The sequence below is a fragment of the Planomonospora antibiotica genome, from assembly GCF_014647955.1.
GTDB classification, from domain to species: Bacteria; Actinomycetota; Actinomycetes; order Streptosporangiales; family Streptosporangiaceae; genus Planomonospora; species Planomonospora parontospora.
The window spans coordinates 170,910-192,940 of record NZ_BMQE01000001.1 but is presented as its reverse complement, the minus strand read 5'-3'; the positions used below and the strand labels follow the sequence as shown (position 1 = coordinate 192,940).

Genomic DNA, 22,031 nt, shown 5'->3' with positions numbered 1-22,031 from the left:
GCCGCGGAACCCGGGTCACTTTCGGGTGTAGCCGAGATAGAGCTTCTTGTCCCAGTCGGCGGCGGAGAAGGCCGCCAGTGTCCGGACGGTCCTGCCCGTGAGGTCGCTCAGCACCACGCGGCGGGTCCCGCCGGAGACCAGGACCGCGATGAGGTGCCTCTCGTCCCACCAGCCCCAGATGCTCTGCGGCCGGATGCCCACCCGGGCGGCGACCTTGCCCGTGGTCCGGTTCCAGACGCAGACGTGCTCGGTGTAGGAAGCCGGGCACCACGTCGCCAGCGCGCGGCCCGACGGCGAGAAGGCGTCCTCGCCGCCGACCGGCGTGCCCGTCCCGGTCAGCGTGCGCCGGACCGACCCGTCCTGGCCGTAGAAGCGGGTGCCTCCCCGGTAGCCCGCGACGAGCTCGGTGCCGTCGGGGCTCCACCGGAAGGTCGCCGCCGCGTCCACCCCCGGCACGGTCACCGTCCGCGCCGACCCGGCGGCCGCGTCGACGATCACGAACCCGGTGGTCGCCCAGGCCGACCCGGACTTCTTCCTGACGGTCAGGACCGCCTTGCCCGCGTCGCGGGACCAGCGCGCGGAGTTCGCGACCAGGGGTTTGCGCACCGTCCGGATCCGGGTGCCCTTGCCCGACGCGACATCGAGGAGGACCACCGAGTCGTATCCGGAGCTGTAAGCGGCCGGGACCGCCAGTGCCCGGGCGCCCTTCGGCGCGACGGTGACCTCCGCGTCGCCGGTCCTCCTCGCGAACCCGGTGCCCCGGCGCAGGTAGGCGGCGCCCTTCAGCGTGTACGAAGTCACCCGTGCGGGGTCGGCGGAGTCCTCCCGCACGGTCGCCGAGGTGCCGGGCAGCTTGATGTCCACCGGCGCGGCCGTGTGCGCGCCGGCGTGCGCGGCGAGGGGGGCCGGCACGGTCAGCGCGGCCGCGATGACGGCGCCGCGGAGCAGTCGGTGAATCCCGCGAGTCAGGGGCACGGCCGCAGCCTAGGCCGGGAGATCCTCATGATTCGAGATCTATAACGAATCGGTTGGCCTAACAAGGGTGCCCCGCGGCCGGCCGCCGCTCCTCACGGGAGCGGAGCGCCGACCGGGTAGGCTCATCCGCCGTGGAACCCATGGAGATCACCGCGGGCACGCTGCACCTGCGGCCGTGGCGCGCCGCCGACGCCGGGGTGGTGGCCGGGGCCCTGCGCGACCCCGAGATCCGCCGCTGGGCGACCGCCTCCCCCGGCGTCCCCGATGAGAAGGCCTGGCTCGCCGACCGGATCGAGGGCTGGGCCGACGGTTCGTCGGCCTCCTTCGCCATCGCGGACTCGACCACCGGCGAGGTGCTCGGCCACATCAGAGTGCGGACCTGCGGCACCGGGACCGGCGAGGTCGGCTACTGGGTCCTGCCCCCGGCCCGCGGGCGCGGGGTGGCCGGCCACGCGCTCGGCGCGGTCGCCCGGTGGTCGTTCGCCTGCCTGGAGCTGTCCCGGCTGGACCTGCGGCACGCCGTGGCCAACCCCGCCTCCTGCGCGGTCGCCAGGAGGAACGGGTTCGCACTGGCCCGGCTGCTCACCCAGCCGTCGCCGGACGGAGGGGACGAGCTCGTCGAGATGCACCTGCACACGCTCGCCCCGCCCGCCTGATCCGTCCGCCGGGCGGCCGCCCTGACCCGCCGGTCAGCGGATGAGGAGCTTCTGGGCCTCGAGGACGAGGTCGACGCCGAAGCCGAGCTTGACGCCGAAGTAGACGATGGCGGTGGCGGTCGCGGCGGCGGCCAGGATGACCAGGCCCTTGACCGCGAGGTGCTGCCGGCCGAGCCAGACCATCCAGGCCGACAGGGTCCGCTTGCCGAACTCCAGCAGCCGGTGGGCCCAGTGGAACTCCAGGGCCAGCACCGCGAGGCCGGCGAAGACGACCGCCCAGCCGGGCCCGGGGAACGGCACCATGATGAGCCCCGCGACGACCAGCACGCCGCCGAGCGTGCCGATGACGATCTTCAGGGTGAGGCGGCCGGCCCGGGTGGCCCTGATGGCGTCCAGTCGGCCGTGCAGGCCGGAGCGGATGGGCGAGTGCTCGGCCGCCTCGGCCTTCACCGCCTCGGCGTCACCGGTCTCGCGCATGGTCGGGCCCTCCCCCTCCGCCGCTCCGGTCCCGGACGGTCGCCCGGCACCGTCCTGGGTGCCTCGCACCCCGTCTGAGATGGCCACGTGCTCCCCCGGACAGTCGGTTTCGTTCCAGGATAGGCCCGCGCGTCCGAGCTCGGCTCCTCCCCGCGGACGAGCCCGGCCTCGTGCCCCCGGAGGGCGCGAGGCCGGAAGACCGTCCCGCCGGGCGGAACCGGCCGTACGGCGGGCACGCCGTACGGCCGGAGCCTCCCGCGGGGTCACCTCACACGGGTCAGCCCGCGGTGCAGGTGACGGTGGCGGGGACGCCGTTGGCGCCGGTCCAGCTGGCCCCGAAGCCGAACGAGGTGGAGGCGCCCGCGTTCAGGTTGCCGTTCCAGCCCGCGTTCTCGACGGTGACGTCCGCCCCGGTCTGGGTGTGCACGCCGCTCCAGAGCTGGGTGATCTTCTGGCCGTCGGGGAAGGTCCACTTCACGGTCCAGCCGGTGATGGCGGCGGTGCCGGTGTTCTTGACCGTCACCTCGCCCTGGAAGCCGCCGGGCCAGGAGTTGGCGACCTTGTAGGCCGCGGTGCAGCCGCCCTCGGTGGATCCGCCGGTGGTGGTCTTGAAGGTCACCGGGTCGGAGGCGGCCGAGGTGTTGCCGGCGGCGTCGCGGGCCACGACGTAGTAGGTGTAGGAGGTGTCGGCGGTCAGTCCGGTCAGGGCGAACGACGCCGAGGAGGGCGAGCCGACCTTGACGTCCGTGGCTCCGGCCTCGCGGTAGACGTCGTAGCCCTCGACGCCGACATTGTCGGTCGAGGCCGTCCAGGTCAGCGTGGCGCCGGTCGAGGTGATCGCCGAGGCGGCCGGCCTGCCCGGCTTGGACGGGTCGGTGGTGTCGTCGTCCGGGGGCGTGGTGCCGCCGTCGCCGGTGTCGGCGTAGACGATGCCGCGGCCGTTGGTGCCCAGGTAGACGCGGCCGTAGATCCGGGGGTCGCCGGTCAGGGCCTCGCCCATGTTGCCGTACTGGTGCTGGTCGTCGTTGACCCGGACCCAGGTGGCGCCGGTGTCGTCGGAGCGGAAGACGCCGGTCACGCCGCCGATCGTGGCGACCGTGTAGAGCGCCTGGTAGCTCCGGCCCTCCGCGGCCTTGCCGAAACCGACGTTCACCGCGGAGGTGACGCCGGAGAGCTTGGTGAAGGAGGCGCCGCCGTCGGTGGAGCGGAACAGGCCGGTCTCGCCGGCGAGCCAGATGTGGCCCTCGCGGCCGGGCACGGCCTTGAACTTGACGTTGCCCTCGGCGGGCAGCCCGGTCGCCGCGGAGGCCGCGAACGTGGCGCCGCCGTCGGTGCTGGTGTAGAACCTCCCGGCGCTGAAGCCGTAGAACTTCCTGGCGTTCACCCGGTCGGACTCGACGACGGCGCCGGTCGGGATGCCGGTGGAGGCGGTCCAGCTGTTGCCGTAGCCGACCGCGTGGTGGACGGCCACGCCCTTGGGCGCCCAGACGAACCGGGAGCCGTCGGCGGCCGCGGCGACGGTGCCGCCCTCGTTGATCCCGCCGGGCTCGGTGCCCTGGAACCAGTTGGCGCCGCCGTCGGTGGAGAAGGCGACGTGGCTGTCGCCCGGCCGGTCGGCGTCGGTGAAGTTGCCCGCGCGGACCATGATGTCCGGGCTGGTCTCGGCGTAGTCGAGGCTGGTGGTCGAGGTGAAGGTCGGTGAGGTGAACATCATCGGCGGGACCTTGGTGAGGTCGGTGTGGCGGAAGCCGCCGATGTCACCGAGCGCGCTGACCAGGGGCGCGCCGCTGGGCGGGCTGATCAGGTCGAGGACGGCGGTCTCCTCCAGGCCCTCGACCATGGGCTTGATGGTGAACTGGCCGCCGGTGTCCCACTTCTTCAGGTCCTCGGTGCCGTAGATCGTGGCGCCGGTGCCGTACATCATCCGGTCGGAGTCGAACGGGTCGATCTCCACCGACTCGTTCATCCAGCCGAGCTTGGGCGCCTCCTCCGGCGGCTGCGGATTCGCCCCGAAGGTCAGCCACGGCGCGGAGGAGATGTCCATGGTGTAGCGCTTGGTCCGCTCGGGGTAGGAGCCCCAGTCCCAGATCCGGGTCCAGGTCGCGCCGGCGTCGGTGGACCGGAAGAAGATCGCGTCGGGCCACCAGGAGATCTGGGTGGCGACCATGATCGTGTTCGGGTTCTGCCGGTCGATGGTGAGGCCGCTGTAGCCGAAGTAGTCGTCGGCGGAGCTGGACGGGATCGGGCTGATCTGCGTCCACGCGCCGGTCTCGGTGTCCAGCTTCCACACGTCGCCCTTGGCCCCGTCGTACGGCCCGCCGGTGTCGCTGGTGGCGATGTACAGGGTGCCGCTGGTGTGGTCGAGCACGCCCTTGTGGGCGATGTAGCCGGTCGGCTGCCCGGCGACGCGGGCCCAGGTGGCGCCGCCGTCGGAGGAGCTGTAGACCGTGTTCTCCTTGTCGGCCACCCCGACGTAGATCTTCTGCGTGGCCTTGCCGGCCGTCGCCGAGGTCGGGTCGAAGGTCACCCAGACCACGCCGGGCCGGTGGCTCAGGTAGCCGTTGGGGTCGCCCGGGTCGGCGGCGTAGTCCCCGGGGTTGGGGAAGCTCGCGACCTTGGCCCAGGTGACGCCCTTGTCGGTGCTGCGCCACAGGCCGTTGCCGTCGGGTGCGCCGAGGTAGAGGATCCTGTTGTCGTTGGGGTCGACGGCCAGCCGCTCGCCCATCCCCCGGCCCGGCATGTTGCCGCCGAGCTTGAACGGCAGCTCGGTGGCCTGCCAGGTCTTTCCCTTGTCCGCCGAGCGCAGGATCGCGCCCTTGTTGGGGTCCCAGTCGTTGGTGTACATCCCGGCCGCGACGTAGACGCGGTTCGTCTCCACGGGGTCGGTGGCGAGGCTGACCACGCCGTTGTAGCCCCACTTGTCCCAGCCGACCCAGTCGAGCAGCGGGATCCAGCTCTTGCTGGACTGCTCCCACCGGTACGCCCCGCCGATGTCGGTGCGGGCGTAGACGAGGTTCTTCTCCTTCTGGTTGAAGATGATGCCCGGGACGAACCCGCCGCCGTCGATCCGGACGTTCTTCCAGTCGTTGGTCTCTGCGGCCGCGACCGAGGCGGCGGCCGCCAGGGCGCCAGCCGGGGCGGCCTGCGCCGCCGCGCCCGTGACGGCCGTGCCCGCCACCGCGCACGTCAGCGCCGAGGCGGCGAGCACGCTGACCAGTCTTCTTCGCATGTACGGCTTCCCTCCGCGGAGCAATGGACGAACCGCCATGCACGATCAGAGAGCGGGAACCTGACCTCCGACCGCCCGTGATGCGCGTGCATGAGCGCCCAGAGGTTCACACGGCCGTCGGCACACCGTCAATTAGTTTGAGTTCACAACCAACAAAGGCGAGGTGAGGCTCCGGTCCCGATGTAATTTTCACGCCGCGCCGGAGTCCGCCTCCCCACCCGGCTCCGCGACCGGCCCGGCACACGCCTCGAAGCCCGTCCCGGCGTCCGCCCTCCTGCCCGCTAAGGCGCCCGCCGGGCCGCCCGCCGACGCGTCCGCGCCCTCCCCCGGTACAGCGCAGCCGGCGGCGGGGGCGACCATCAGGCGCGAACCCGGTCCGCGGGCGGCCAGCACGTCGTCCGGGTTGGCCAGCGCGCAGCGGTCGAGGGACAGGCAGCCGCAGCCGATGCAGTCCGTCAGGCCGTCGCGCAGGCGCTGGAGCTGCCGGATCCGGTCGTCCAGTTCGGTCCGCCACAGCGCGGAGAGCCGGGCCCAGTCCTCGCGGTTCGGCGTCCGCCCGTCCGGCAGCGCGGAGAGCGCGTGCTGGATCGTCTTCAGCGGGATGCCGACCCGCTGGGAGACCCGGATGAAGGCGATCCTGCGCAGCGTGTCGCGGGTGTAGCGGCGCTGGTTGCCCGCCGTGCGGCGGCTGCGGATCAGGCCTTTGGCCTCGTAGAAGTGCAGGGCCGAGATCGCGACCCCGCTGCGGGCGGAGAGCTGGCCGACGCTGAGTTCCGTGGTCTGGGACACGGCCCGATCCTAACTTGACCTCAAGGTAGCTTGAGGTCGCAGTCTGGGCACATGACGACCGCAGACATCTCCGCACACGTGTTCACCCGGGCCGAACTCGACTACCTCGAAGGGCAGCGGCTCGGCCGCCTGGCCACCGTGGCACCCGACGGCACGGTGCAGAACAGCCCGACCGGCTTCCACTACGACCCCGCGACGGGCACGATCGACATCTACGGCCGCGCCATGGGCACGACCAGGAAGTTCCGCAACGTCCGGGCGAACGGCCGGGTGGCCTTCGTGGTGGACGATCTCGCCTCGACCGACCCCTGGGTCGTCCGGGGCGTGGAGATCCGGGGCACGGCCGAGGCGGTCGAGGACCACGACCCGCCCTCGCCGTACCTCAGCCGGGAGGTCATCCGCATCCGCCCGGAGCGGATCATCTCGTGGGGCGTCGACCCCGCGCAGGGGGGCATGCGGGGCCGCGACGTCTGAGCCCTCACGGGGCCGGCGGACCCGGAGGCCAGGCGACTCAACGGGCTGAGCCGACTCAGCCCGCTCAGCCCGCTCAGCCCGCTCAGCCCGCTCAGCCCGCTCAGCCCGCTCAGCCCGCTCAGCCCGCTCAACGGCCCAGGGTGCTCTCCCTGGCCATGAGGCGGTAGCCGGCCCGGACCTCCTGGGGCGCGTGGCCGGACCGGCCGTCGATCCGCCGCCTCAGCAGGTCCACCGCGATCCGCGCCAGTTCGGCCTTGTCCGGGGCCACCGTGGTCAGGGTCGGGGTGCTGTAGCGGCCGTCCTCGATGTCGTCGAGCCCGGCGAGCGCGATGTCCTCGGGCACCCGCAGGCCGCGGGAGAGGATCGCGCGCAGCGCCCCCAGCGCCAGCAGGTCGTTGAAGCAGAAGACCGCGTCGGGCCGGTCGCCGCCGGCGAGCAGCCCGGCCATCGCCGCCGCGCCGTCCGCCCGCCGGTAGCGATCCACCCGCACCACCGTCTCGCCGAGCCCGTGCGCGGCCAGCGCCTCCCGGTAGCCGGCCAGCCGGAGCGGGGCCGTACCGCTGACCGCGCTGTCCTGCGCGCCCAGCGCGGCGACGCGGGTGCGGCCCAGGCCGATCAGGTGCTCGGTGACGTCGCGGGCGGCGCGGACGTTGTCGATCGCCACGTGGTCGGCCGGGCCGTCGTGGATGCGCTCGCCCAGCAGGACCAGCGCCGTCTCGTCGGTGCGGGCGGCGAGCTCGTCGGCGCCGATCGCGATGGGGCTGAAGATCAGCCCGTCCACCCGGTGGTCGCGGACCCCGTCGAGGATCTGCCGCTCGCGCTCCAGGCTCCCGTCGGTCTGCTCGATCACCACCAGCCACCGCTGCTCGGCCGCCGCGTCGATGACGAACCGCGACAGCTCCGCGAAGTAGGGCGCGTCGAGCTCGGGCAGCGCCAGAGCGATCACTCCGGTGCGCCCCCGCCGCAGGTTGCGCGCCGACAGGTTCGGCCGGTAGTCGAGCCGCGAGAGCGCCTCCTCCACCTTGGCGCGGGTGGCGGGCGCGACGTGCGCGTACCCGTTGACCACGTTGGAGACGGTCTTCACCGACACCCCCGCCAGATCCGCGACGTCACGCAGGCTCACCCCCACCCGCTCCCACCTCCCTGGCCGTACGGCTGCGCGAGCCGCACACGATCTGACGGGGTCGATCGTAACGCCCCGGTATCGACCTCCTACGCCCCTGTTTACAACGTTGGAACAACGTTGTACAAACGCACCACCGAAACACCGCGTTGACAGAGAGGTCGTGTCTTGCCGACGACCAGCGCCCGTCTCACCCTGGATCCCGCCTTCCGGATCGCCCCGGTGGAGCCCCGCCTGTTCGGCTCGTTCGTCGAGCACATGGGCCGCTGCGTGTACACCGGCGTCTTCGAGCCCGGCCATCCGCTGGCCGACGCCGACGGCTTCCGCACCGACGTGCTGGAGCTGACCCGCGAGCTCGGGGTGACCCTGGTCCGCTACCCCGGCGGGAACTTCGTCTCCAACTACCGCTGGGAGGACGGCGTCGGGCCGGTGGAGGACCGGCCCGCCCGGCTGGACCTGGCCTGGCGGAGCCTGGAGGGCAACGCCTTCGGGCTGAACGAGTTCATGGCCTGGGCGGCGAAGGCCGGGGTGGAGCCGATGATGGCGCTCAACCTGGGCACCCGCGGCGTGGCCGAGGCGCTGGAGCTGGTGGAGTACGCCAACTACCCCGGCGGCACCCGCCTGTCGGAGCTGCGCCGCGCGCACGGCGTGGACAAGCCGCACGGCGTGCGGCTGTGGTGCCTGGGCAACGAGCTGGACGGCCCGTGGCAGATGGGCCACAAGACCGCCCGCGAGTACGGCAGGCTCGCCGCCGAGACCGCCCGGGCGCTCAAGCGCTTCGATCCCGACCTGTCCCTGGTGGCCTGCGGCAGCTCCAACAGCGGCATGCCGACGTTCGGGGCGTGGGAGGCCGAGGTGCTGGAGGCGACCTACGAGATGGTCGACCACATCTCGCTGCACGCCTACTACGACCCGTCCGACGGCGACGCCGACTCCTTCCTGGCCAGCGCCGCCGACATGGACCACATGATCCGCTCGATCGCCGCCACCGCCGACCACGTCGGTGCCAAGCTGCGCAGCCGCAGGCGGATCAAGCTCTCCTTCGACGAGTGGAACGTCTGGTACCAGAGCCGCTTCCCCGGCGAGTCCTCGCTGGACTGGGCCGAGCACCCCCGCCTGATCGAGGACGACTACGACGTCACCGACGCCGTCGTGGTCGGCAGCCTGCTCATCACGCTGCTGCGCAACGCCGACCGGGTGGGCATCGCCTGCCAGGCCCAGCTGGCCAACGTGATCGCCCCGATCCGGACGGAGCCGGGCGGCCCGGCCTGGCGGCAGAGCGTCTTCCACCCGTTCGCGCTGACCGCCCGGCACGCTCGGGGCCAGGTGCTCCGGGTGGAGCCGGAGTGCGCGGCCATCCCCACCGCCAGGTACGGCGAGGTCCCCGCCGTCTGGGCCACCGCCACCTTCGACGACGCCACCGGCGAGACGGCGCTCTTCGTGGTCAACCGCGACCGGCGCGGGCCCTGCGAGCTCGAGGTGGCGCTCCCGGCCGGCCTGGTCCCGGTGGAGCACCTGGAACTCGCCGACGCAGACCTCTCCGCGGCCAACTCCGCCGCCGCCCCCGACCGGGTCGTCCCCCGCCCGGGCACCGGCCTCCGCCTCGACGGCCGCCGGGCCGCCCTCACCCTCCCGCCAGTTTCGTGGAGTATTGTCCGCTTCGCCCCCCAGGAGTAAGACATGAGCGATTCCTTCTCCCGCCGCTCCTTCCTCGGCCTGACCGGCGCCGCCGGCCTCACCGCCGCCCTGGCCGCCTGCGGCGGCGGAACCAAGATCGGCGCGGGCTCCTCCGCGCCCGCCTCGGCCGCACCGTCGTTCTCCGGCGGCGAGTACACCGGCCCCAAGGTCACCCTGGACTACTGGAACGGCTTCACCGGCGGCGACGGCCCGCACATGCGGGCCATGGTGGAGGCGTTCAACAAGGAGTTCTCCGGCCGGATCGAGGTCCGCAACATCACCCGCCGCTGGGAGGACCTCTACCCGGCCATGCCCACGGCCATCGCCGCCGGCAAGGGACCGGACGTGGCGATCATCCACAACGACTGGATCGGCACCTTCGCCGCCCGGCGGACCCTCATCCCGCTGGACGACGTGGTCGGGGCGCTGGAGCTGACCGAGGCCGACTTCATCCCCGCCGTGTGGAACGCCGGAGTCTTCGACGGCAAGCGCTACAGCGTCCCCCTGGACGTGCACAGCCTGGGCGACTACTGGAACCGCGAGCACCTGGAGAAGATCGGGCTGTCCGACGCCCCCGCGGACAAGGCCTCCTACGCCGACGCCCTCGCGGAGCTCAAGAAGGCCGGGATCGCCACCCCGTTCTGGATGCCGAACAAGTGGCCGGCGCACCTGATGTTCATGTCCCTGCTCTGGCAGCACGGCGGTGAGCTCTACAGCGAGGACGGCGCGAAGGCCCTGTGGGGCTCCGACCAGGGGGTCCAGGCGCTGAGCTGGATGGTGGAGCAGATCGACGAGGGCTTCAGCCCGCCCAAGGTCGCGATCGACACCCAGTACGCCGCCTTCAAGAACGGCAAGGTCAGCCTCACCTGGGACGGCATCTGGCAGATCAACGACCTCAAGGCGAACGCGCCGTCGCTGGAGTGGGGCCTGTCCCCGGTGCCGGACATCGGCGGCACCCCGGCGGTGTGGAGCGCCTCGCACAACTTCGTGCTCACCTCCCAGGCGGGCAAGGACCCGAACAAGGTGCAGGCCGCGAAGGCCTTCATCGACTCCGTCAGCCGCCGGTCCACCGAGTGGGCCAAGGCCGGGATGATCCCCGCCCGCAACTCCGTCCGCGAGGACCCCGCCGTCGCGGACCTGCCCCAGGTGGGCCTGGCCAAGGACGTGGGCGTCTTCCGCTTCCTGCCCGCCCTGCCCGGCGTCGGCGACGTCCAGTCCAAGGCGCTGGAGCTGGCGGTGGCCAAGGCCGTGCTGAAGCAGGCGAGCCCGGCCGAGGCCCTGAAGGAGGGCGTGGCCACGGCCGACAAGCTGCTCGCCGACAACAAGCGGAAGTACGGCCGGTGACCGTCCCGGGCGGGGCCGCGCGCCGGATGCGGTGGTGGACGCCGTACGCCTTCCTCGCGCCCTACCTCGCCCTCTTCGCCGTCTTCATGGTCCTGCCGATCGGCTTCGGGTTCTGGACCAGCCTGCACGAGTGGGACGTCAACCTGCCCGCCAAGCCGTTCGTCGGGCTGGAGAACTACACCGAGCTGTTCGACCCGTCCAGCGTGGACGGCGGGCGCTTCTGGCTGGCGATGCGGGCCACCGGGATCTTCACCCTGTTCTCCGTGCCGCTGCTGATCGTGCTGCCGCTGCTGGTGGCGCTGCTGATGAACGGCCGTTTCCGCGGGCGCAACCTCTACCGCGCCGTCTACTTCGCCCCGTACGTACTCGGGGTCGCGGTCGTCGGCTTCCTCTGGCGGTTCCTGCTCGACGGGAACATCGGCCTGGTCAACCACTACCTCGGCCTCGACGTGCAGTGGACCACCGACGTGCCGCCCGCCTGGGTCGCCCTGGTCGGCGTGACCGTGTGGTGGACCCTGGGCCTGAACGCGGTCATCTTCCTGGCCGGGCTCCAGGACATCCCGCGCGAGCTGCACGAGGCCGCGATGGTCGACGGCGCCTCGGCCTGGCGGCGGTTCCGCGCGGTCACCCTGCCGGGCCTGCGGCCGGTCACGGTGTTCGTGGTCAACGCCACCATCCTGGCCTCGGCCAACATGTTCGGGCAGTCCTACCTGATCACGGCGGGCGCGCCCGCCGACCAGACCAAGACCGCGATCTACCTCATCGCCGAGACCGGCCTGCGCCAGTTCGACATGGGCACCGCCTCGGCCATGAGCTTCATCCTGGCCGCCTGCCTCATGGCGGCCAGCGCCCTGGTGTTCGGCGCCTTCCGCGACCGGAGCGCGCGTTGACCCCCTCCCCGCGCCCGAAGGCGGGGGCTCCACGCCCGAAGGAGAATCGATGAACCTCAGGAGCCCCGGACCCCGGGACGCCCGCGGGCTGCGGCGGGCCCTGCTCCACCTGGTCCTCGCCGTGGTGGCGGCGCTGTACCTCAGCCCGCTGGTCTACATGTTCTCCACCTCCTTCAAGACCCGCGAGGGCTCCGGGTCCACCGAGCCGCAGTGGATCCCGGACCCCTTCTCCACCGGCGCCTACCGGGAGATCCTCACCAGCGCCGACAGCCCGATCCTGACCTGGTTCGCCAACAGCCTCATCGCCGCCACCGGGCACGCCGCGCTGGTGCTGGTCACCGCGGCCCCCGCCGCGTACGCGCTGGCCCGGCTCCGGTTCAGGGGGCGCGGCGCGATCTTCACCACGGTCGTGGCGACGCTGTTCGTGCCGCCCGTGGTGCTCCTGATCCCCAACTTCCTGATCGTCAACGAGCTCGCGTGGGTGGACAGCCTGCCCGCGGTGATCGTCCCCGCCGCGGCGGGCGCGTTCGGGGTGTTCTTCCTGCGGCAGTTCTTCCTCACCCTCCCCGGTGAGCTGGAGGAGGCCGCCGAGCTGGACGGCTGCAACCGCTGGCAGATCTTCACCGCCGTCGTCCTGCCCCTGTCCCGGCCGGCTCTGGTGACGCTGTTCCTGCTCTCCTTCCTCACCAACTGGAACGACTTCCTGTGGCCGATCTACGTCCTGCTCAGTCCCGACTCCCTGACCCTCCCCGCGGGCCTGGGCAACTTCCAGGGGGCCAACAGCATCCGCTACGACCTGCTGATGGCCGGGGCGGTGATCGCCAGCCTGCCGGTGATCGCGCTCTACCTCGTCGCCCAGCGCTGGGTGATCGAGGGCATCTCGCGCTCCGGGCTCAAGGGCTGACCGGACACCGGGGCGGACAGGACTCCGCGGACGACCGGCGCCTGTCGGAACCTCCGGGACTTCCCGGGGCGATCAGGTAAGAATGGTCGCATGACGAGAGCACTGGTGCTGGGCGGCGGAGGCGTCGCGGGGATCGCCTGGGAGGCGGGGGTCGTCACCGGTCTCCGGCGGGCGGGCGTGGACCTGGGGGAGGCCGACCTGGTGGTCGGCACGTCCGCCGGATCGGTGGTGGGGGCGCTCGTCTCCACCGGCGCGGACCTGGAGAGCGCGGTCGCGGTCCAGGCCGGTTCGGAGACCAGGGCGACCGTCCCGGCGGTCGACATGGAGGCGGTGATGGCCGCCTTCGGCATCCTGTACGACCCGTCCCTCGACCCGCGGGAGGCCCGGCGGCGGGTGGGCGCGATGGCACTCTCGGTCGAGGACACCGGGGCCAGGATCGAGACCATCGGCGAGCGGCTCCCGGTGCAGGAGTGGCCGGAGCGGCGACTGCTGATCACCGCGGTCGACTGCGGCACCGGCGAGTTCGTCGTCTGGGAGCGCGGCTCCGGGGTGCCCATGGTCACGGCGGTCGCCTCCAGCTGCGCCGTGCCGTGCGTCTTCCCGCCGGTGGAGATCGGCGGCCGCCGCTACATGGACGGCGGGGTCCGCTCGGCGACCAACGCCGACCTGGCGGAGGGCTCGTCGGCCGTGGTGGTCCTGGAGCCGCTGGCGCACCTCTCCCCCAGGGCCCGCTTCACCGCCGAGCTCGCCCGGCTCGGTGACGCGGAGATCGCCCACGTCGTCCCCGACGAGGCGTCCGCCGCCGTCTTCGGCGCCAACGTCCTCGACCCGTCCCTGTGGCGCCCGGCCTTCGACGCCGGCCTCGCCCAGGCCCCGGCCGTCGCCGAGGCCGTACGGAAGGCCTGGTGCTGAACGCGCCCGTGCGGATCGCCGGAGGGCCCCCGGTCCGCCCGGTCCGGGGGCGCTCCGGCGGGCCCGCCCGCCGCGCCGGACGGGCTCAGCGCTCCACCGACCAGTCGTGCGGGCCGAGGACGTGGGCCCCGCCCCGGGGCTCGATCCAGCCCTTCTCGGCCAGGGCGGCGAGGCTCCGCCGCACGGTCTCCTCGGGCAGGGCCGCCACGTGGGCGACGTCCGCCGTCTCGGCGACGCGGTCGTCCACGGCGAGGTAGGCCACCGCCTCGTAGACGGTCATGTCGTCGGTCGACAGCGTCTGGACATCATGGGGATCGTCTCGCATGGCCGTACCTCCTCGGTGGGGCCCGCCGGTCTCCCGGCGTGGCCGGTCTCAGCGCTGCCGGGCACCCTCGCGCAGCCGTTCGGGATCGACCTGGCGCTCGGGGTGGCGGCGCAGGTACTCCTCCTCGAGCTCCTCGGTCCGGGTGCTGTGGTTGGCGAGCGCGTCGGCCGAGCCGTGCAGGAACGTGTCCGTCCGGGTGGCGTGCAGCTGGCGCAGCTCGCGGATCAGGTCGTCCTCTGACAGGTCCTTAGGATCGATTCCCATCGTCATGGCATCCGCTTACCCCGTCACGGTCCGTCCTCACCTCCGGTACGGCATACGCCATTGGAACGATTCCACGAAAATGAGTCAGATTTCATGACTTGTTCTCATTGCGGCCATACCGTTGGGGCCTTACCTTCCCGGTATGGATCTAGAGCTCCGACACCTCAGGATCGTGCGCGCGGTCGCCGAGGCCGGGAGCGTCACCAAGGCGGCCACCCATCTCGGACTGGCCCAGCCTGCGCTGACCGCGCAGCTCAAACGGATAGAGCGGGTGCTGGGAGGATCTCTCTTCGACCGCGACCACAACGGTGCCAGGCCCACGCCTCTCGGAGAGCTGGTGCTGGCCCGGGCGAGGGTGCTGCTGCCCGCCGCCCGGGAGCTCCAGGAGGAGGCCGTGCGCTTCGCCAACGCGTGCGGGGAGATCCCCCGCTACCGGCTCGGCGCCACCAACGGACCGATCCTCGGAGGGCTGGTGGACCGGCTCGCGACGGCGTGGCCGTCGACGCCGGTGACGACCCACACCTCCTGGTCGGCCAGAGAACTGAACGCGATGCTCACCACCGGGCGGCTGGACTTCGCGATCATCGGTGCCTGCGGGGAGAGCCCGCCGCCGGTGGACGGGCCGGTCGTCTGGACGACCATCGCGATGGATCCGGTCTTCGTGCTGCTCAGCGAGGACCACCGGCTGATGGGCAGGAGGGAGGTCGAGCTGGGCGAGCTGGCCGACGAGCAGTGGACGGCCACTCCCGGCGACGGCTGCTTCAGCGACTGCTTCGCGGCGGCCTGCGCCCGCGCGGGCTTCACCCCGAAGACCGTCTACGAGACCGACGTGGCCACGTGCATGCACCTGGCCACCGTCGGCCGCGCCGTCGCGCTCTGCCAGGCGACCTTCCAGCCCGCGACGGGGCTGGGACTGCTCCCGCTCGCGGGAGCGCCGCTGCGGTGGCGGCAGCTGCTCGGCTGGCACCCGGAGTCACCCGTCGCCCGGGTCGCCCCGGTGATCGCCGAACACGCGCGGGCGGCCCACGCCGACGCCGTCCGGCGGAGCGCGCGGTACGCGGCCTGGCTGGACGGCGATCCCCGTTTCGGCACCGCACCGCAGGACCCCGACGCCCATCCCCCCTCCTCCGCCCTTCCGCCCGCTCCCATAACGCGGCGGTAGGGGCGAACTGGTAGATCCGCGCCTCATGCGCCCGCCGTTACGTTGACGGCGCACCCCCGAACATGAGGAGAGATCACATGCTCCGCAGGAATGCCGCGACGGCGGGTTTCGCACTCGCCCTCGCGCTGGTGGCCACCCCCGCCCTCGCCCAGGCCGGACCGGACGATGCCTTCACCCCGGGCAAGGCCGGCGCCGGCGACACCTCCACCGCCCTGTACACCGACGCCAAGGCGATGGCCGCCAAGGCCCCCGCCCCCGCTCCCGGCCTGGTCGACGCCCTGGTGCGCGACCTCGGCATCGACGCCGGTCAGGCGAAGACCCGCCTGGTCAACGAGGCCGCCGCCGCCAAGGTCGAACCGGTGCTCGCCGCCCGGCTCGGCGAGAAGTTCGGCGGCGCCTGGGTGGCCGGCCCCACCGCCGAGCTCGTCGTGGCGACCAGCGACTCCACGCAGGTCTCCGCCATCCTCAAGACCGGCGCGCAGGCCAAGGTGGTCCGGCACTCGCTCGCCACGCTCGACGCCGCCAAGGGCGCACTCGACGCCAAGGCCGAGGGCTCCCCCAAGTCGATCGCCTCCTGGTACGTCGACGTCCAGGACAACAGCGTCGTCGTCCTGGCGCGCGACACCGCCGAGGCCCAGGCCTTCGTGGACGCCAGCGGCGCCGACGCCTCCCTGGTCCGCGTCCGGCAGACCGCCGAACAGCCCCAGCCGTTCTACGACGTGCGCGGTGGCGACGCCTACTACATGGGCGGCCGCTGCTCGGTCGGCTTCTCGGTGACCAAGTCGGGCAGCCAGGGCGGTTTCGTCACCGCCGGCCACTGCGGTGACGTCGGCACCGCCACGCAGGGCCACAACCGGGTCGCGCAGGGCACCTTCCGCGGCTCGTCCTTCCCGGGCAACGACTACGCCTGGGTCGAGGTCAACAGCCAGTGGACCCCGACCGGCGTCGTGAACGCCTACAACTCCGGCATCCTGCCGGTCCGCGGCTCCACGCAGCGGGCGGTCGGCTCCTCCATCTGCCGGGCCGGCTCCACCACCGGATACCACTGCGGCACCATCGGCCAGCACAACACCAGCGTCACCTACCCCGAGGGCACCATCTCCGGCGTGACCCGCACCAGCGTGTGCGCCGAGCCCGGCGACTCCGGCGGCTCGTACATCTCCGGCGACCAGGCCCAGGGCGTCACCTCCGGCGGTTCCGGCAACTGCAGCTCCGGCGGCACCACCTACCACCAGCCGGTCAACGAGATCCTCTCGGCGTACGGCCTGACCCTGGCCACCGACGGCGGCACCGAGCCCCCGCCGCCCACCGGCTGCACCGGCTACGGCCGGACCCTCAGCGGCTCGGCCACGTCCTCCGGCCAGAACCTCTACAGCAGCGGCTTCACCGCCGGCTCGGGCACCCACCGGCTCTGCCTGGACGGCCCTAACGGCGTCGACTTCGACCTCTACCTGCAGAAGCAGAGCGGCTCCTCCTGGGTGAACGTGGCCAGCGGGACGAGCTCCGGCCCTGACGAGTCCTTCACCTACAACGGCACCTCGGGCACCTACCGGGTCCGGATCCACGCCTACAGCGGCACCGGCGCCTTCACCGTCGGCGTGACGACGCCGTAACACGACCGCAGCACCGCCGCGGCGGTGCCCGGGCTGCTCACGGGCACCGCCGCGGTCCCGCGCACGGCGCGGCACCCCCCGAACGGCGCCGCCATCCCCTCCGCTGGGGCGGCGGCGCCGCTTCACGTGCAGGACCCCTTCACTCGCGGGTCACGGCGGGTCGCGGTAGTCCGCACGCGGACCGCGGCGGGCGGAGCCGTACGGCGGCCGTACGAGAATGGAGGGATGAGCGAGTTCCCATCCCTGAGCGAGGGCGCGGACCTGTCCGAGGTGATCGCCTCCCTGTCGCGGTCGGCGGAGGTCCTGGCCCGGGTCGCCGACGAGGTGGAACGCGAGCCACTGCCTCCCGGCCTCGTCAAGGCCCTGCCCCGGACCGAGCCGGTCGCGCTGCTGCTGGCCGCCCGGTCCGCGGAGGGCGAGGGCCGCTCGTTCGAGGCGGCCGGCCTCGTCGAGGAGGCCCTCTCCCTCGACGCCGGGCTCGAACCGGCCCGGCGGGACGCGGAGGAGTACGCCGCCTGCCGTACCGATCCCGGCCAGGAGCTGCCCGCGCGGGCCGCGCACCTGTTCCGGCGGCTGACCGCCTACCTCTACCGGCCGGCCCGCCGCCACCTGGTCGGCGACCTGGTGGCCCGGAGCGTGCGGGTGGCCGAGCACGCCCTGGCCGACCTGGCGCTGTTCGAGTACGACGTGGTCGGCGAGTTCCTGGACGCGCGGGGCGAGTGGCTGCGCGAGGACGAGGTCGCGCTGCTGGAGTCGTGGCGGCGGACCCCGCTCCGGCTCTGGGAGGTCCTCGGCGTCGCCGGGCGGGAGATCACCCTGAGCGACGGCGACGGCGACGGCGGCGGCGGCGGCGGCGGCGGCGAGGTGACCCTGACCGACGAGCTCCTGCCCGAGCAGGCCCTGCCCGGCGACCTGATGCTGACCCGGCTGCTGCACGACGGGGCCGGTCCGCGCGTGTTCGGCCACCCGTTCAAGGTGGACCCGGCGCGCAGGGACGAGATGCTCGCCCTGCTCGCCGGTCCGGTGGACCCTTTCGCGATCGCGGCCTTCTTCAGGCGGCCCGCGCCGCCGGCGTCCGGCGGCTCTCCCACCACAGCGCCGCCCCGGTGATCAGGGCGCCCGCGCCCTCCCACAGGCCCACACCGAGGAACTTCGCGGGCGCCTCGCCGGTGACCACCAGGGTGGTGAAGACGGTGAAGGTGACCAGGCGGAACGGGACCGTCCAGAGGAAGAAGGGGCGGAAGTCCACGGCCGAGGCGAGCATGTAGTAGACGCCCATGTTCACCGCCGCCATCGACGAGGCGGCCATGTAGACGAGGGTGTAGTCGCCGGGCGCGCGCGTCTGGAGCACCTCGAACCCGAGCATCTCCAGCGTCGTGCCGGGTGAGACGAGCCCGAGCAGGCCGAGGAGGAAGGCCAGCAGGCCGAAGACGGCGATGGTCCAGCCGGACGGGGTGCGCGGTAGCCGCACGGGGTGCCTCCGAGGTGGGGAACGCGAGGGGGATCTGACCGACCGGCCGCGGGAGGTGTAGCCTCAGCAGCGATCTCTGATCGCGCATTTCATCACGAAATTCCCCCCGAGGCGACGTATGGACAATCCCGGCCGGCCGATCCGCTTCCGGATCACCGCCCTTCTGCTGGTGCCGATCGTCTCCCTCGTCCTGCTGTGGGGCTTCGCCGCGGCGCTGACCGCCGGGGACGGGATGCGGCTCCTGGAGATCAACACCCTGGTCGAGAGCGTGGCCACGCCCTCGGAGAAGGCGGTCGTCGAGCTGCAGAACGAGCGGCTGCACTCCGTCCGCTACCTGCGCGACAGGTCCGACCAGGAGACGGTCGTCCAGCAGCGGCTGGAGTCCGACCAGGCCCTCGCCGCCTTCCGCAGGACCGCCCTGTCGGCGGAGACCCAGGACGCGGTCGGCGACGACATGCGCATCCGGCTCACCACGCTCTTCGCCGAGCTGGACCAGCTGCCCACCGCCCGCGCCCTGGTCGACTCCCGCGACGCGGACACCACCCGGGTGATCCGCGCCTACAACAACATCATCGACTCGATGTTCCGCATGTACGACCGGATGATCCTGGTCCCCGACATCTCGATCTACCAGCAGGCCCGGTCGGTCACCGGACTCGGCGAGGCCAAGGAGCTCCTGGCCAGGGAGCGGGCGCTGCTGTCGGCCGTGGGCGCCGGGGGGAGGCTGACCGACACCGAGCACGCCGCGCTCGCCGAGACGGTCGCCGCCCGCCGGCTGGTGTACCGGCAGGCCATGGCCCGGCTCGACGCCGGGCTGCGCGGGCCGTACGACGCGCTCGGCGCCTCCCCGTCCTACCGGGCCTTCCTCGACCTGGAGTCGCGGACGCTGGCCTTCCGCACGCTGCCGATGGACCTGTCGCCGGTGGAGCAGCTCTGGGTCAAGGTGGAGCGCCAGCAGGTCGAGGTGGTCTCGCTGCTGACGGCCCGGGTCATCCCCGCCGCGGTCGCCATCCTGGTCCAGATCGCGGTCGCGGGCGGACTCGGCCTGGTCATGCTGATCCTGTCGGTGGTGCTGGCGCACCGGTTCGCCGCACGGCTCGCCGCCGAGCTGGGCGAGCTGCGGGACATGGCCATCCAGCTGGCGGAGGTGCGGATGCCCCGGCTGGTCGAGCGGCTCCGGCGGGGCCAGGACGCCCCCGAGGAGGCGCTTCCCCCGCTCGGCGGCACGCCGGAGATCCGCGACATCGGGCAGGCGCTCGACACGGTCCGGCACACCGCCTACGAGGCGGCGGCGGACCAGGCGAGGCTGCGCAGGGGCGTCAGCCAGGTCTTCGTCAGCCTGGCCCGGCGCAACCAGTCGCTGCTGCACCGCCAGCTCACCCAGCTGGAGGCGATGCAGCGCAAGGAGGAGCAGCCGGAGACGCTCTCCGACCTCTACCGCCTGGACCACCTGACCACCAGGATGCGCCGCCACGCGGAGAACCTGATCATCCTGTCCGGCGCGGCGCCGGGCCGGGGCTGGCGCAAGCCGGTGCCGGTGGTGGACGTGCTGCGCGCGGCCGTGGCGGAGGTCGAGGAGTACGCCCGGGTACGGGTGCTGCCCGCGCCCCGGGCCTCGCTGACCGGCGCGGCCGTGGCCGACCTCATCCACCTGGTCGCGGAGCTGGTGGAGAACGCGACGGTGTTCTCCCCGCCGCAGACCCGGGTGATCGTGCGGGCCGAGTGGGCGGCGGCCGGGCTGGCCGTCGAGGTGGAGGACCGCGGTCTGGGCATCCCGGACGCGGAGCTGGCCGAGCTCAACCGCCGCCTGGCCGCCAGGCCGGAGTTCGACCTGGCCGACAGCGACCGGCTCGGCCTGTTCGTGGTCGCCATGCTCGCCTCCCGGCACGGCGTCCAGGTCACCCTGCGCCCCTCCCCCTACGGCGGGATCAGCGCGATCGCCCTGATCCCGTCCTCCGTGCTGGCCGAGGAGGAGGCCCCCGCGCTCCCGTGACCCCGGGCGGTGCCCCCGGGCCGGTGCCGTGGACCCGGGCCGCGACTCCGGGAGCCTGCTCACTTATGGCGGGGATCAACCGAAGATAACTCCGCTATGGGCATAATGAAGGGGCGTCGCGGACGCAAGTCCCTTTGACGGGCGGAAACGAGGGGTGCTGACTGTGCGCATGCGGAGCGAGGGGGACGGTCCGATCTCCGGTGCGGGGGCGCTCCTGGGCATCCTGCGCGACGGGCAGGCCCGCACCCGGGCCGAGCTGGTGCAGCTGACCGGTCTGGCCCGGTCCACCCTGGCCCAGCGGCTCGACGCGCTCGTCAGCCAGCAGTGGATCGTCCCCACCGAGGAGGCGGTCTCCTCGGGCGGGCGCCCCGCCGTCGCCTTCACCTTCAACCGCTCCGCCCGCGTCGTCCTCGCCGCCGACCTGGGCGCCACGCACGCCCGGATCGCGGTCACCGACCTGGCCACCGAGGTGCTGGCCGAGCGCGCGGCCGAGATGCCGATAGACCGGGGCCCCGAGCCGACGCTCACCTGGCTCCAGCGGACCTTCGAGGAGATGCTCGCCGAGACCGGCCACTCGACGGCCGAGGTGTGCGGCATCGGCGTCGGGCTGCCCGGCCCGGTCGAGCACGGCTCCGGACGCCCGGTCAACCCGCCGATAATGCCGGGCTGGGACGGCTTCCCCGTCCCCGAGTGGCTCGGCGGGCGGATGGGCGTGCCCGTGCTCGCCGACAACGACGTGAACATCATGGCCCTCGGCGAGCACTGGGCCGCCCGCCCGGAGGCCGACCACCTCATCTTCGTCAAGATCGGCACCGGCATCGGCTGCGGCATCATCAGCGACCGCCGTCTGCACCGCGGCGCCCAGGGCGCGGCCGGGGACATCGGCCACATCCGGGTCGCCTCGGCCCTCGACACCGTCTGCCGGTGCGGCAACGCCGGCTGCCTGGAGGCCGTCGCCGGGGGCGCCGCGATGGCCGCCCGCCTGCGCGCCCAGGGGGTGGAGGCGGCGGACAGCCGTGACGTGGTCCGCCTGGTGCGGGGCGGCAACACCCAGGCCGTCCAGCTCATCCGCCAGGCGGGACGCGAGATCGGCGACGTCCTCGCCTCGATCGTGAACTTCTTCAACCCCTCGGTCATCGTGATCGGCGGCGACCTCTCCGAGGCCGGGGAGCAGGTGCTGGCCGGGCTCCGCGAGGTCATCTACAGCAGGTCGCTCCCCCTGGCCACCCAGCACCTGACCATCACCGCCAGCGAACTGGGCGACCGGGCGGGTGTGATCGGCGCGGCCGTCATGGTCGTCGACCACGTGCTGTCCCCCGGCACCGTCGACCGGTCCGTCGCCCCGGGCTGAGCCGCCGTCACGCCGGGTCCGCGCCCGCACCGCCGGAGCGGGGCCCGCCTTCTTGATCGTCTTCTCGCGACCGGGTGGCGCATGGTCTCCCGGCGGCCGGGTATGCCCGGTTCTGAGAGCCTGACGTGGGGAGACAGCGGCCGGGCGCGCCCGGCCGCACCGACAGACCCGTACGGGGGGAACACCATGGCGGAACCGAGAACGTCCGACCCGGACACCGGGGAGAGCCCGGAGGCCCTGTCCCCGGGCGGCTCCCGGCACCTGCAGAGCCCGCTCTCCCAGTCGCCGGACGCCCAGCCCGAAGGGGACGCCGAGGGCGGGGTCTGGGTGGACCCGCATCCGCCCGGGGCGGACTCGCCCGACGACGTGGAGGAGCCCTCCGACGACTGAGCCCGGCCGGGC

20 protein-coding genes and 1 pseudogene are annotated in these 22,031 nt (G+C 72.9%); 13 read left to right on the top strand and 8 right to left on the bottom strand.

Going from position 1 to position 22,031, the window contains the following annotated elements; genetic code table 11:
• Nucleotides 1-15: 15 nt before the first annotated feature.
• The gene (locus tag IEZ06_RS00875) at nucleotides 16-975 is read right to left on the bottom strand and encodes a WD40 repeat domain-containing protein (protein WP_189234709.1); all 960 of its coding nucleotides are present in this window, start codon (nucleotides 973-975) and stop codon (nucleotides 16-18) included.
• A 140-nt stretch (nucleotides 976-1,115) separates the two neighbouring features.
• On the opposite strand from IEZ06_RS00875, the gene IEZ06_RS00870 reads away from it, so the two are divergent.
• Nucleotides 1,116-1,631 carry a GNAT family N-acetyltransferase gene (locus tag IEZ06_RS00870; RefSeq protein ID WP_229797709.1) on the top strand — a complete coding sequence of 172 codons (516 nt, stop codon included), beginning with the start codon at nucleotides 1,116-1,118 and terminating at the stop codon, nucleotides 1,629-1,631.
• 33 nt (nucleotides 1,632-1,664) lie between these two features.
• Here IEZ06_RS00870 and IEZ06_RS00865 read toward each other — a convergent pair whose 3' ends face one another.
• The 3 genes and pseudogenes from IEZ06_RS00865 to soxR all read right to left on the bottom strand — a co-directional run.
• Nucleotides 1,665-2,108, bottom strand: a complete 444-nt coding sequence (locus IEZ06_RS00865; RefSeq protein WP_189234707.1) for a TIGR02611 family protein — start codon at nucleotides 2,106-2,108, stop codon at nucleotides 1,665-1,667.
• 277 nt (nucleotides 2,109-2,385) lie between these two features.
• The gene (locus IEZ06_RS00860; protein WP_189234706.1) at nucleotides 2,386-5,337 is read right to left on the bottom strand and encodes a cellulose binding domain-containing protein; all 2,952 of its coding nucleotides are present in this window, start codon (nucleotides 5,335-5,337) and stop codon (nucleotides 2,386-2,388) included.
• 345 nt (nucleotides 5,338-5,682) lie between these two features.
• A pseudogene (soxR, locus tag IEZ06_RS00855) lies at nucleotides 5,683-6,126 on the bottom strand (redox-sensitive transcriptional activator SoxR); the annotation flags it as partial.
• A gap of 51 nt (nucleotides 6,127-6,177) precedes the next feature.
• Here soxR and IEZ06_RS00850 point away from each other — a divergent pair.
• Complete coding sequence (locus IEZ06_RS00850; RefSeq protein ID WP_189234704.1) at nucleotides 6,178-6,600, top strand: PPOX class F420-dependent oxidoreductase; 423 nt, start codon at nucleotides 6,178-6,180, stop codon at nucleotides 6,598-6,600.
• Nucleotides 6,601-6,727: 127 nt separating this feature from the next.
• Here the strand turns inward: IEZ06_RS00850 and IEZ06_RS00845 are convergent, their stop codons facing one another.
• On the bottom strand, nucleotides 6,728-7,723 hold the full coding sequence (locus IEZ06_RS00845; protein WP_444544029.1) for a LacI family DNA-binding transcriptional regulator: 996 nt from the start codon (nucleotides 7,721-7,723) through the stop codon (nucleotides 6,728-6,730).
• Nucleotides 7,724-7,891: 168 nt separating this feature from the next.
• Between IEZ06_RS00845 and arfA the strand changes: the two genes are divergently transcribed.
• The 5 genes from arfA (at nucleotide 7,892) to IEZ06_RS00820 (ending at nucleotide 13,450) form a co-directional block, all read left to right on the top strand.
• Nucleotides 7,892-9,400: an arabinosylfuranosidase ArfA gene (gene arfA / locus IEZ06_RS00840; protein ID WP_189234702.1), complete on the top strand. Its 1,509-nt coding sequence runs from the start codon at nucleotides 7,892-7,894 to the stop codon at nucleotides 9,398-9,400.
• A 3-nt stretch (nucleotides 9,401-9,403) separates the two neighbouring features.
• Nucleotides 9,404-10,744, top strand: a complete 1,341-nt coding sequence (locus tag IEZ06_RS00835) for an ABC transporter substrate-binding protein (protein WP_189234701.1) — start codon at nucleotides 9,404-9,406, stop codon at nucleotides 10,742-10,744.
• The gene (locus IEZ06_RS00830) at nucleotides 10,741-11,634 is read left to right on the top strand and encodes a carbohydrate ABC transporter permease (protein WP_203871695.1); all 894 of its coding nucleotides are present in this window, start codon (nucleotides 10,741-10,743) and stop codon (nucleotides 11,632-11,634) included. Before IEZ06_RS00835 ends, IEZ06_RS00830 begins: the two co-directional genes overlap by 4 nt.
• 49 nt (nucleotides 11,635-11,683) lie before the next feature.
• Nucleotides 11,684-12,538, top strand: coding sequence for a carbohydrate ABC transporter permease (locus IEZ06_RS00825; protein WP_189234700.1), 855 nt, complete (start codon nucleotides 11,684-11,686; stop codon nucleotides 12,536-12,538).
• A 90-nt stretch (nucleotides 12,539-12,628) separates the two neighbouring features.
• A complete protein-coding gene (locus IEZ06_RS00820) occupies nucleotides 12,629-13,450 on the top strand; it encodes a patatin-like phospholipase family protein (RefSeq protein WP_189234699.1) in 822 nt (273 codons plus the stop codon).
• Between the two features lie 85 nt (nucleotides 13,451-13,535).
• Here IEZ06_RS00820 and IEZ06_RS00815 read toward each other — a convergent pair whose 3' ends face one another.
• Both IEZ06_RS00815 and IEZ06_RS00810 read right to left on the bottom strand, forming a co-directional pair.
• Nucleotides 13,536-13,775 carry a helix-turn-helix domain-containing protein gene (locus tag IEZ06_RS00815; RefSeq protein WP_189234698.1) on the bottom strand — a complete coding sequence of 80 codons (240 nt, stop codon included), beginning with the start codon at nucleotides 13,773-13,775 and terminating at the stop codon, nucleotides 13,536-13,538.
• A gap of 48 nt (nucleotides 13,776-13,823) precedes the next feature.
• Complete coding sequence (locus tag IEZ06_RS00810; RefSeq protein WP_229797686.1) at nucleotides 13,824-14,039, bottom strand: DUF6158 family protein; 216 nt, start codon at nucleotides 14,037-14,039, stop codon at nucleotides 13,824-13,826.
• Between the two features lie 142 nt (nucleotides 14,040-14,181).
• On the opposite strand from IEZ06_RS00810, the gene IEZ06_RS00805 reads away from it, so the two are divergent.
• From IEZ06_RS00805 to IEZ06_RS00795, 3 genes are all read left to right on the top strand, one after another.
• Complete coding sequence (locus IEZ06_RS00805; protein WP_189234697.1) at nucleotides 14,182-15,201, top strand: LysR family transcriptional regulator; 1,020 nt, start codon at nucleotides 14,182-14,184, stop codon at nucleotides 15,199-15,201.
• A 77-nt stretch (nucleotides 15,202-15,278) separates the two neighbouring features.
• On the top strand, nucleotides 15,279-16,814 hold the full coding sequence (locus IEZ06_RS00800) for a S1 family peptidase (RefSeq protein WP_189234696.1): 1,536 nt from the start codon (nucleotides 15,279-15,281) through the stop codon (nucleotides 16,812-16,814).
• 225 nt (nucleotides 16,815-17,039) lie between these two features.
• Nucleotides 17,040-17,924: a hypothetical protein gene (locus tag IEZ06_RS00795; RefSeq protein ID WP_189234695.1), complete on the top strand. Its 885-nt coding sequence runs from the start codon at nucleotides 17,040-17,042 to the stop codon at nucleotides 17,922-17,924.
• On the opposite strand, the gene IEZ06_RS00790 is transcribed toward IEZ06_RS00795, so the two are convergent.
• Nucleotides 17,866-18,285 (bottom strand): hypothetical protein, encoded by a 420-nt coding sequence (locus IEZ06_RS00790; RefSeq protein WP_068896778.1) that lies wholly within the window; start codon nucleotides 18,283-18,285, stop codon nucleotides 17,866-17,868. The two genes, IEZ06_RS00795 and IEZ06_RS00790, sit on opposite strands and share 59 nt — an antisense overlap.
• A 118-nt stretch (nucleotides 18,286-18,403) precedes the next feature.
• Between IEZ06_RS00790 and IEZ06_RS00785 the strand changes: the two genes are divergently transcribed.
• The 3 genes from IEZ06_RS00785 (at nucleotide 18,404) to IEZ06_RS00775 (ending at nucleotide 22,019) form a co-directional block, all read left to right on the top strand.
• Nucleotides 18,404-20,278: a sensor histidine kinase gene (locus tag IEZ06_RS00785; protein ID WP_189234694.1), complete on the top strand. Its 1,875-nt coding sequence runs from the start codon at nucleotides 18,404-18,406 to the stop codon at nucleotides 20,276-20,278.
• Between the two features lie 169 nt (nucleotides 20,279-20,447).
• Entirely contained in the window at nucleotides 20,448-21,629 is a 1,182-nt protein-coding gene (locus IEZ06_RS00780) for an ROK family transcriptional regulator (RefSeq protein WP_189234901.1), read from the top strand.
• A 186-nt stretch (nucleotides 21,630-21,815) separates the two neighbouring features.
• Nucleotides 21,816-22,019, top strand: coding sequence for a hypothetical protein (locus tag IEZ06_RS00775; RefSeq protein ID WP_189234693.1), 204 nt, complete (start codon nucleotides 21,816-21,818; stop codon nucleotides 22,017-22,019).
• Nucleotides 22,020-22,031 lie beyond the last annotated feature (12 nt).

Excerpts from the sequence above, each read along its gene's own strand:
- IEZ06_RS00870 (WP_229797709.1), top strand. The coding sequence starts at position 1,116 with ATGGAGATCACCGCGGGCACGCTGCACCTGCGGCCGTGGCGCGCCGCC.
- IEZ06_RS00865 (WP_189234707.1), bottom strand. The coding sequence starts at position 2,108 with ATGCGCGAGACCGGTGACGCCGAGGCGGTGAAGGCCGAGGCGGCCGAG.
- IEZ06_RS00860 (WP_189234706.1), bottom strand. The coding sequence starts at position 5,337 with ATGCGAAGAAGACTGGTCAGCGTGCTCGCCGCCTCGGCGCTGACGTGC.
- IEZ06_RS00850 (WP_189234704.1), top strand. The coding sequence starts at position 6,178 with ATGACGACCGCAGACATCTCCGCACACGTGTTCACCCGGGCCGAACTC.
- IEZ06_RS00835 (WP_189234701.1), top strand. The coding sequence starts at position 9,404 with ATGAGCGATTCCTTCTCCCGCCGCTCCTTCCTCGGCCTGACCGGCGCC.
- IEZ06_RS00825 (WP_189234700.1), top strand. The coding sequence starts at position 11,684 with ATGAACCTCAGGAGCCCCGGACCCCGGGACGCCCGCGGGCTGCGGCGG.
- IEZ06_RS00820 (WP_189234699.1), top strand. The coding sequence starts at position 12,629 with ATGACGAGAGCACTGGTGCTGGGCGGCGGAGGCGTCGCGGGGATCGCC.
- IEZ06_RS00815 (WP_189234698.1), bottom strand. The coding sequence starts at position 13,775 with ATGCGAGACGATCCCCATGATGTCCAGACGCTGTCGACCGACGACATG.
- IEZ06_RS00810 (WP_229797686.1), bottom strand. The coding sequence starts at position 14,039 with ATGGGAATCGATCCTAAGGACCTGTCAGAGGACGACCTGATCCGCGAG.
- IEZ06_RS00805 (WP_189234697.1), top strand. The coding sequence starts at position 14,182 with ATGGATCTAGAGCTCCGACACCTCAGGATCGTGCGCGCGGTCGCCGAG.
- IEZ06_RS00800 (WP_189234696.1), top strand. The coding sequence starts at position 15,279 with ATGCTCCGCAGGAATGCCGCGACGGCGGGTTTCGCACTCGCCCTCGCG.
- IEZ06_RS00795 (WP_189234695.1), top strand. The coding sequence starts at position 17,040 with ATGAGCGAGTTCCCATCCCTGAGCGAGGGCGCGGACCTGTCCGAGGTG.
- IEZ06_RS00785 (WP_189234694.1), top strand. The coding sequence starts at position 18,404 with ATGGACAATCCCGGCCGGCCGATCCGCTTCCGGATCACCGCCCTTCTG.
- IEZ06_RS00780 (WP_189234901.1), top strand. The coding sequence starts at position 20,448 with ATGCGGAGCGAGGGGGACGGTCCGATCTCCGGTGCGGGGGCGCTCCTG.
- IEZ06_RS00775 (WP_189234693.1), top strand. The coding sequence starts at position 21,816 with ATGGCGGAACCGAGAACGTCCGACCCGGACACCGGGGAGAGCCCGGAG.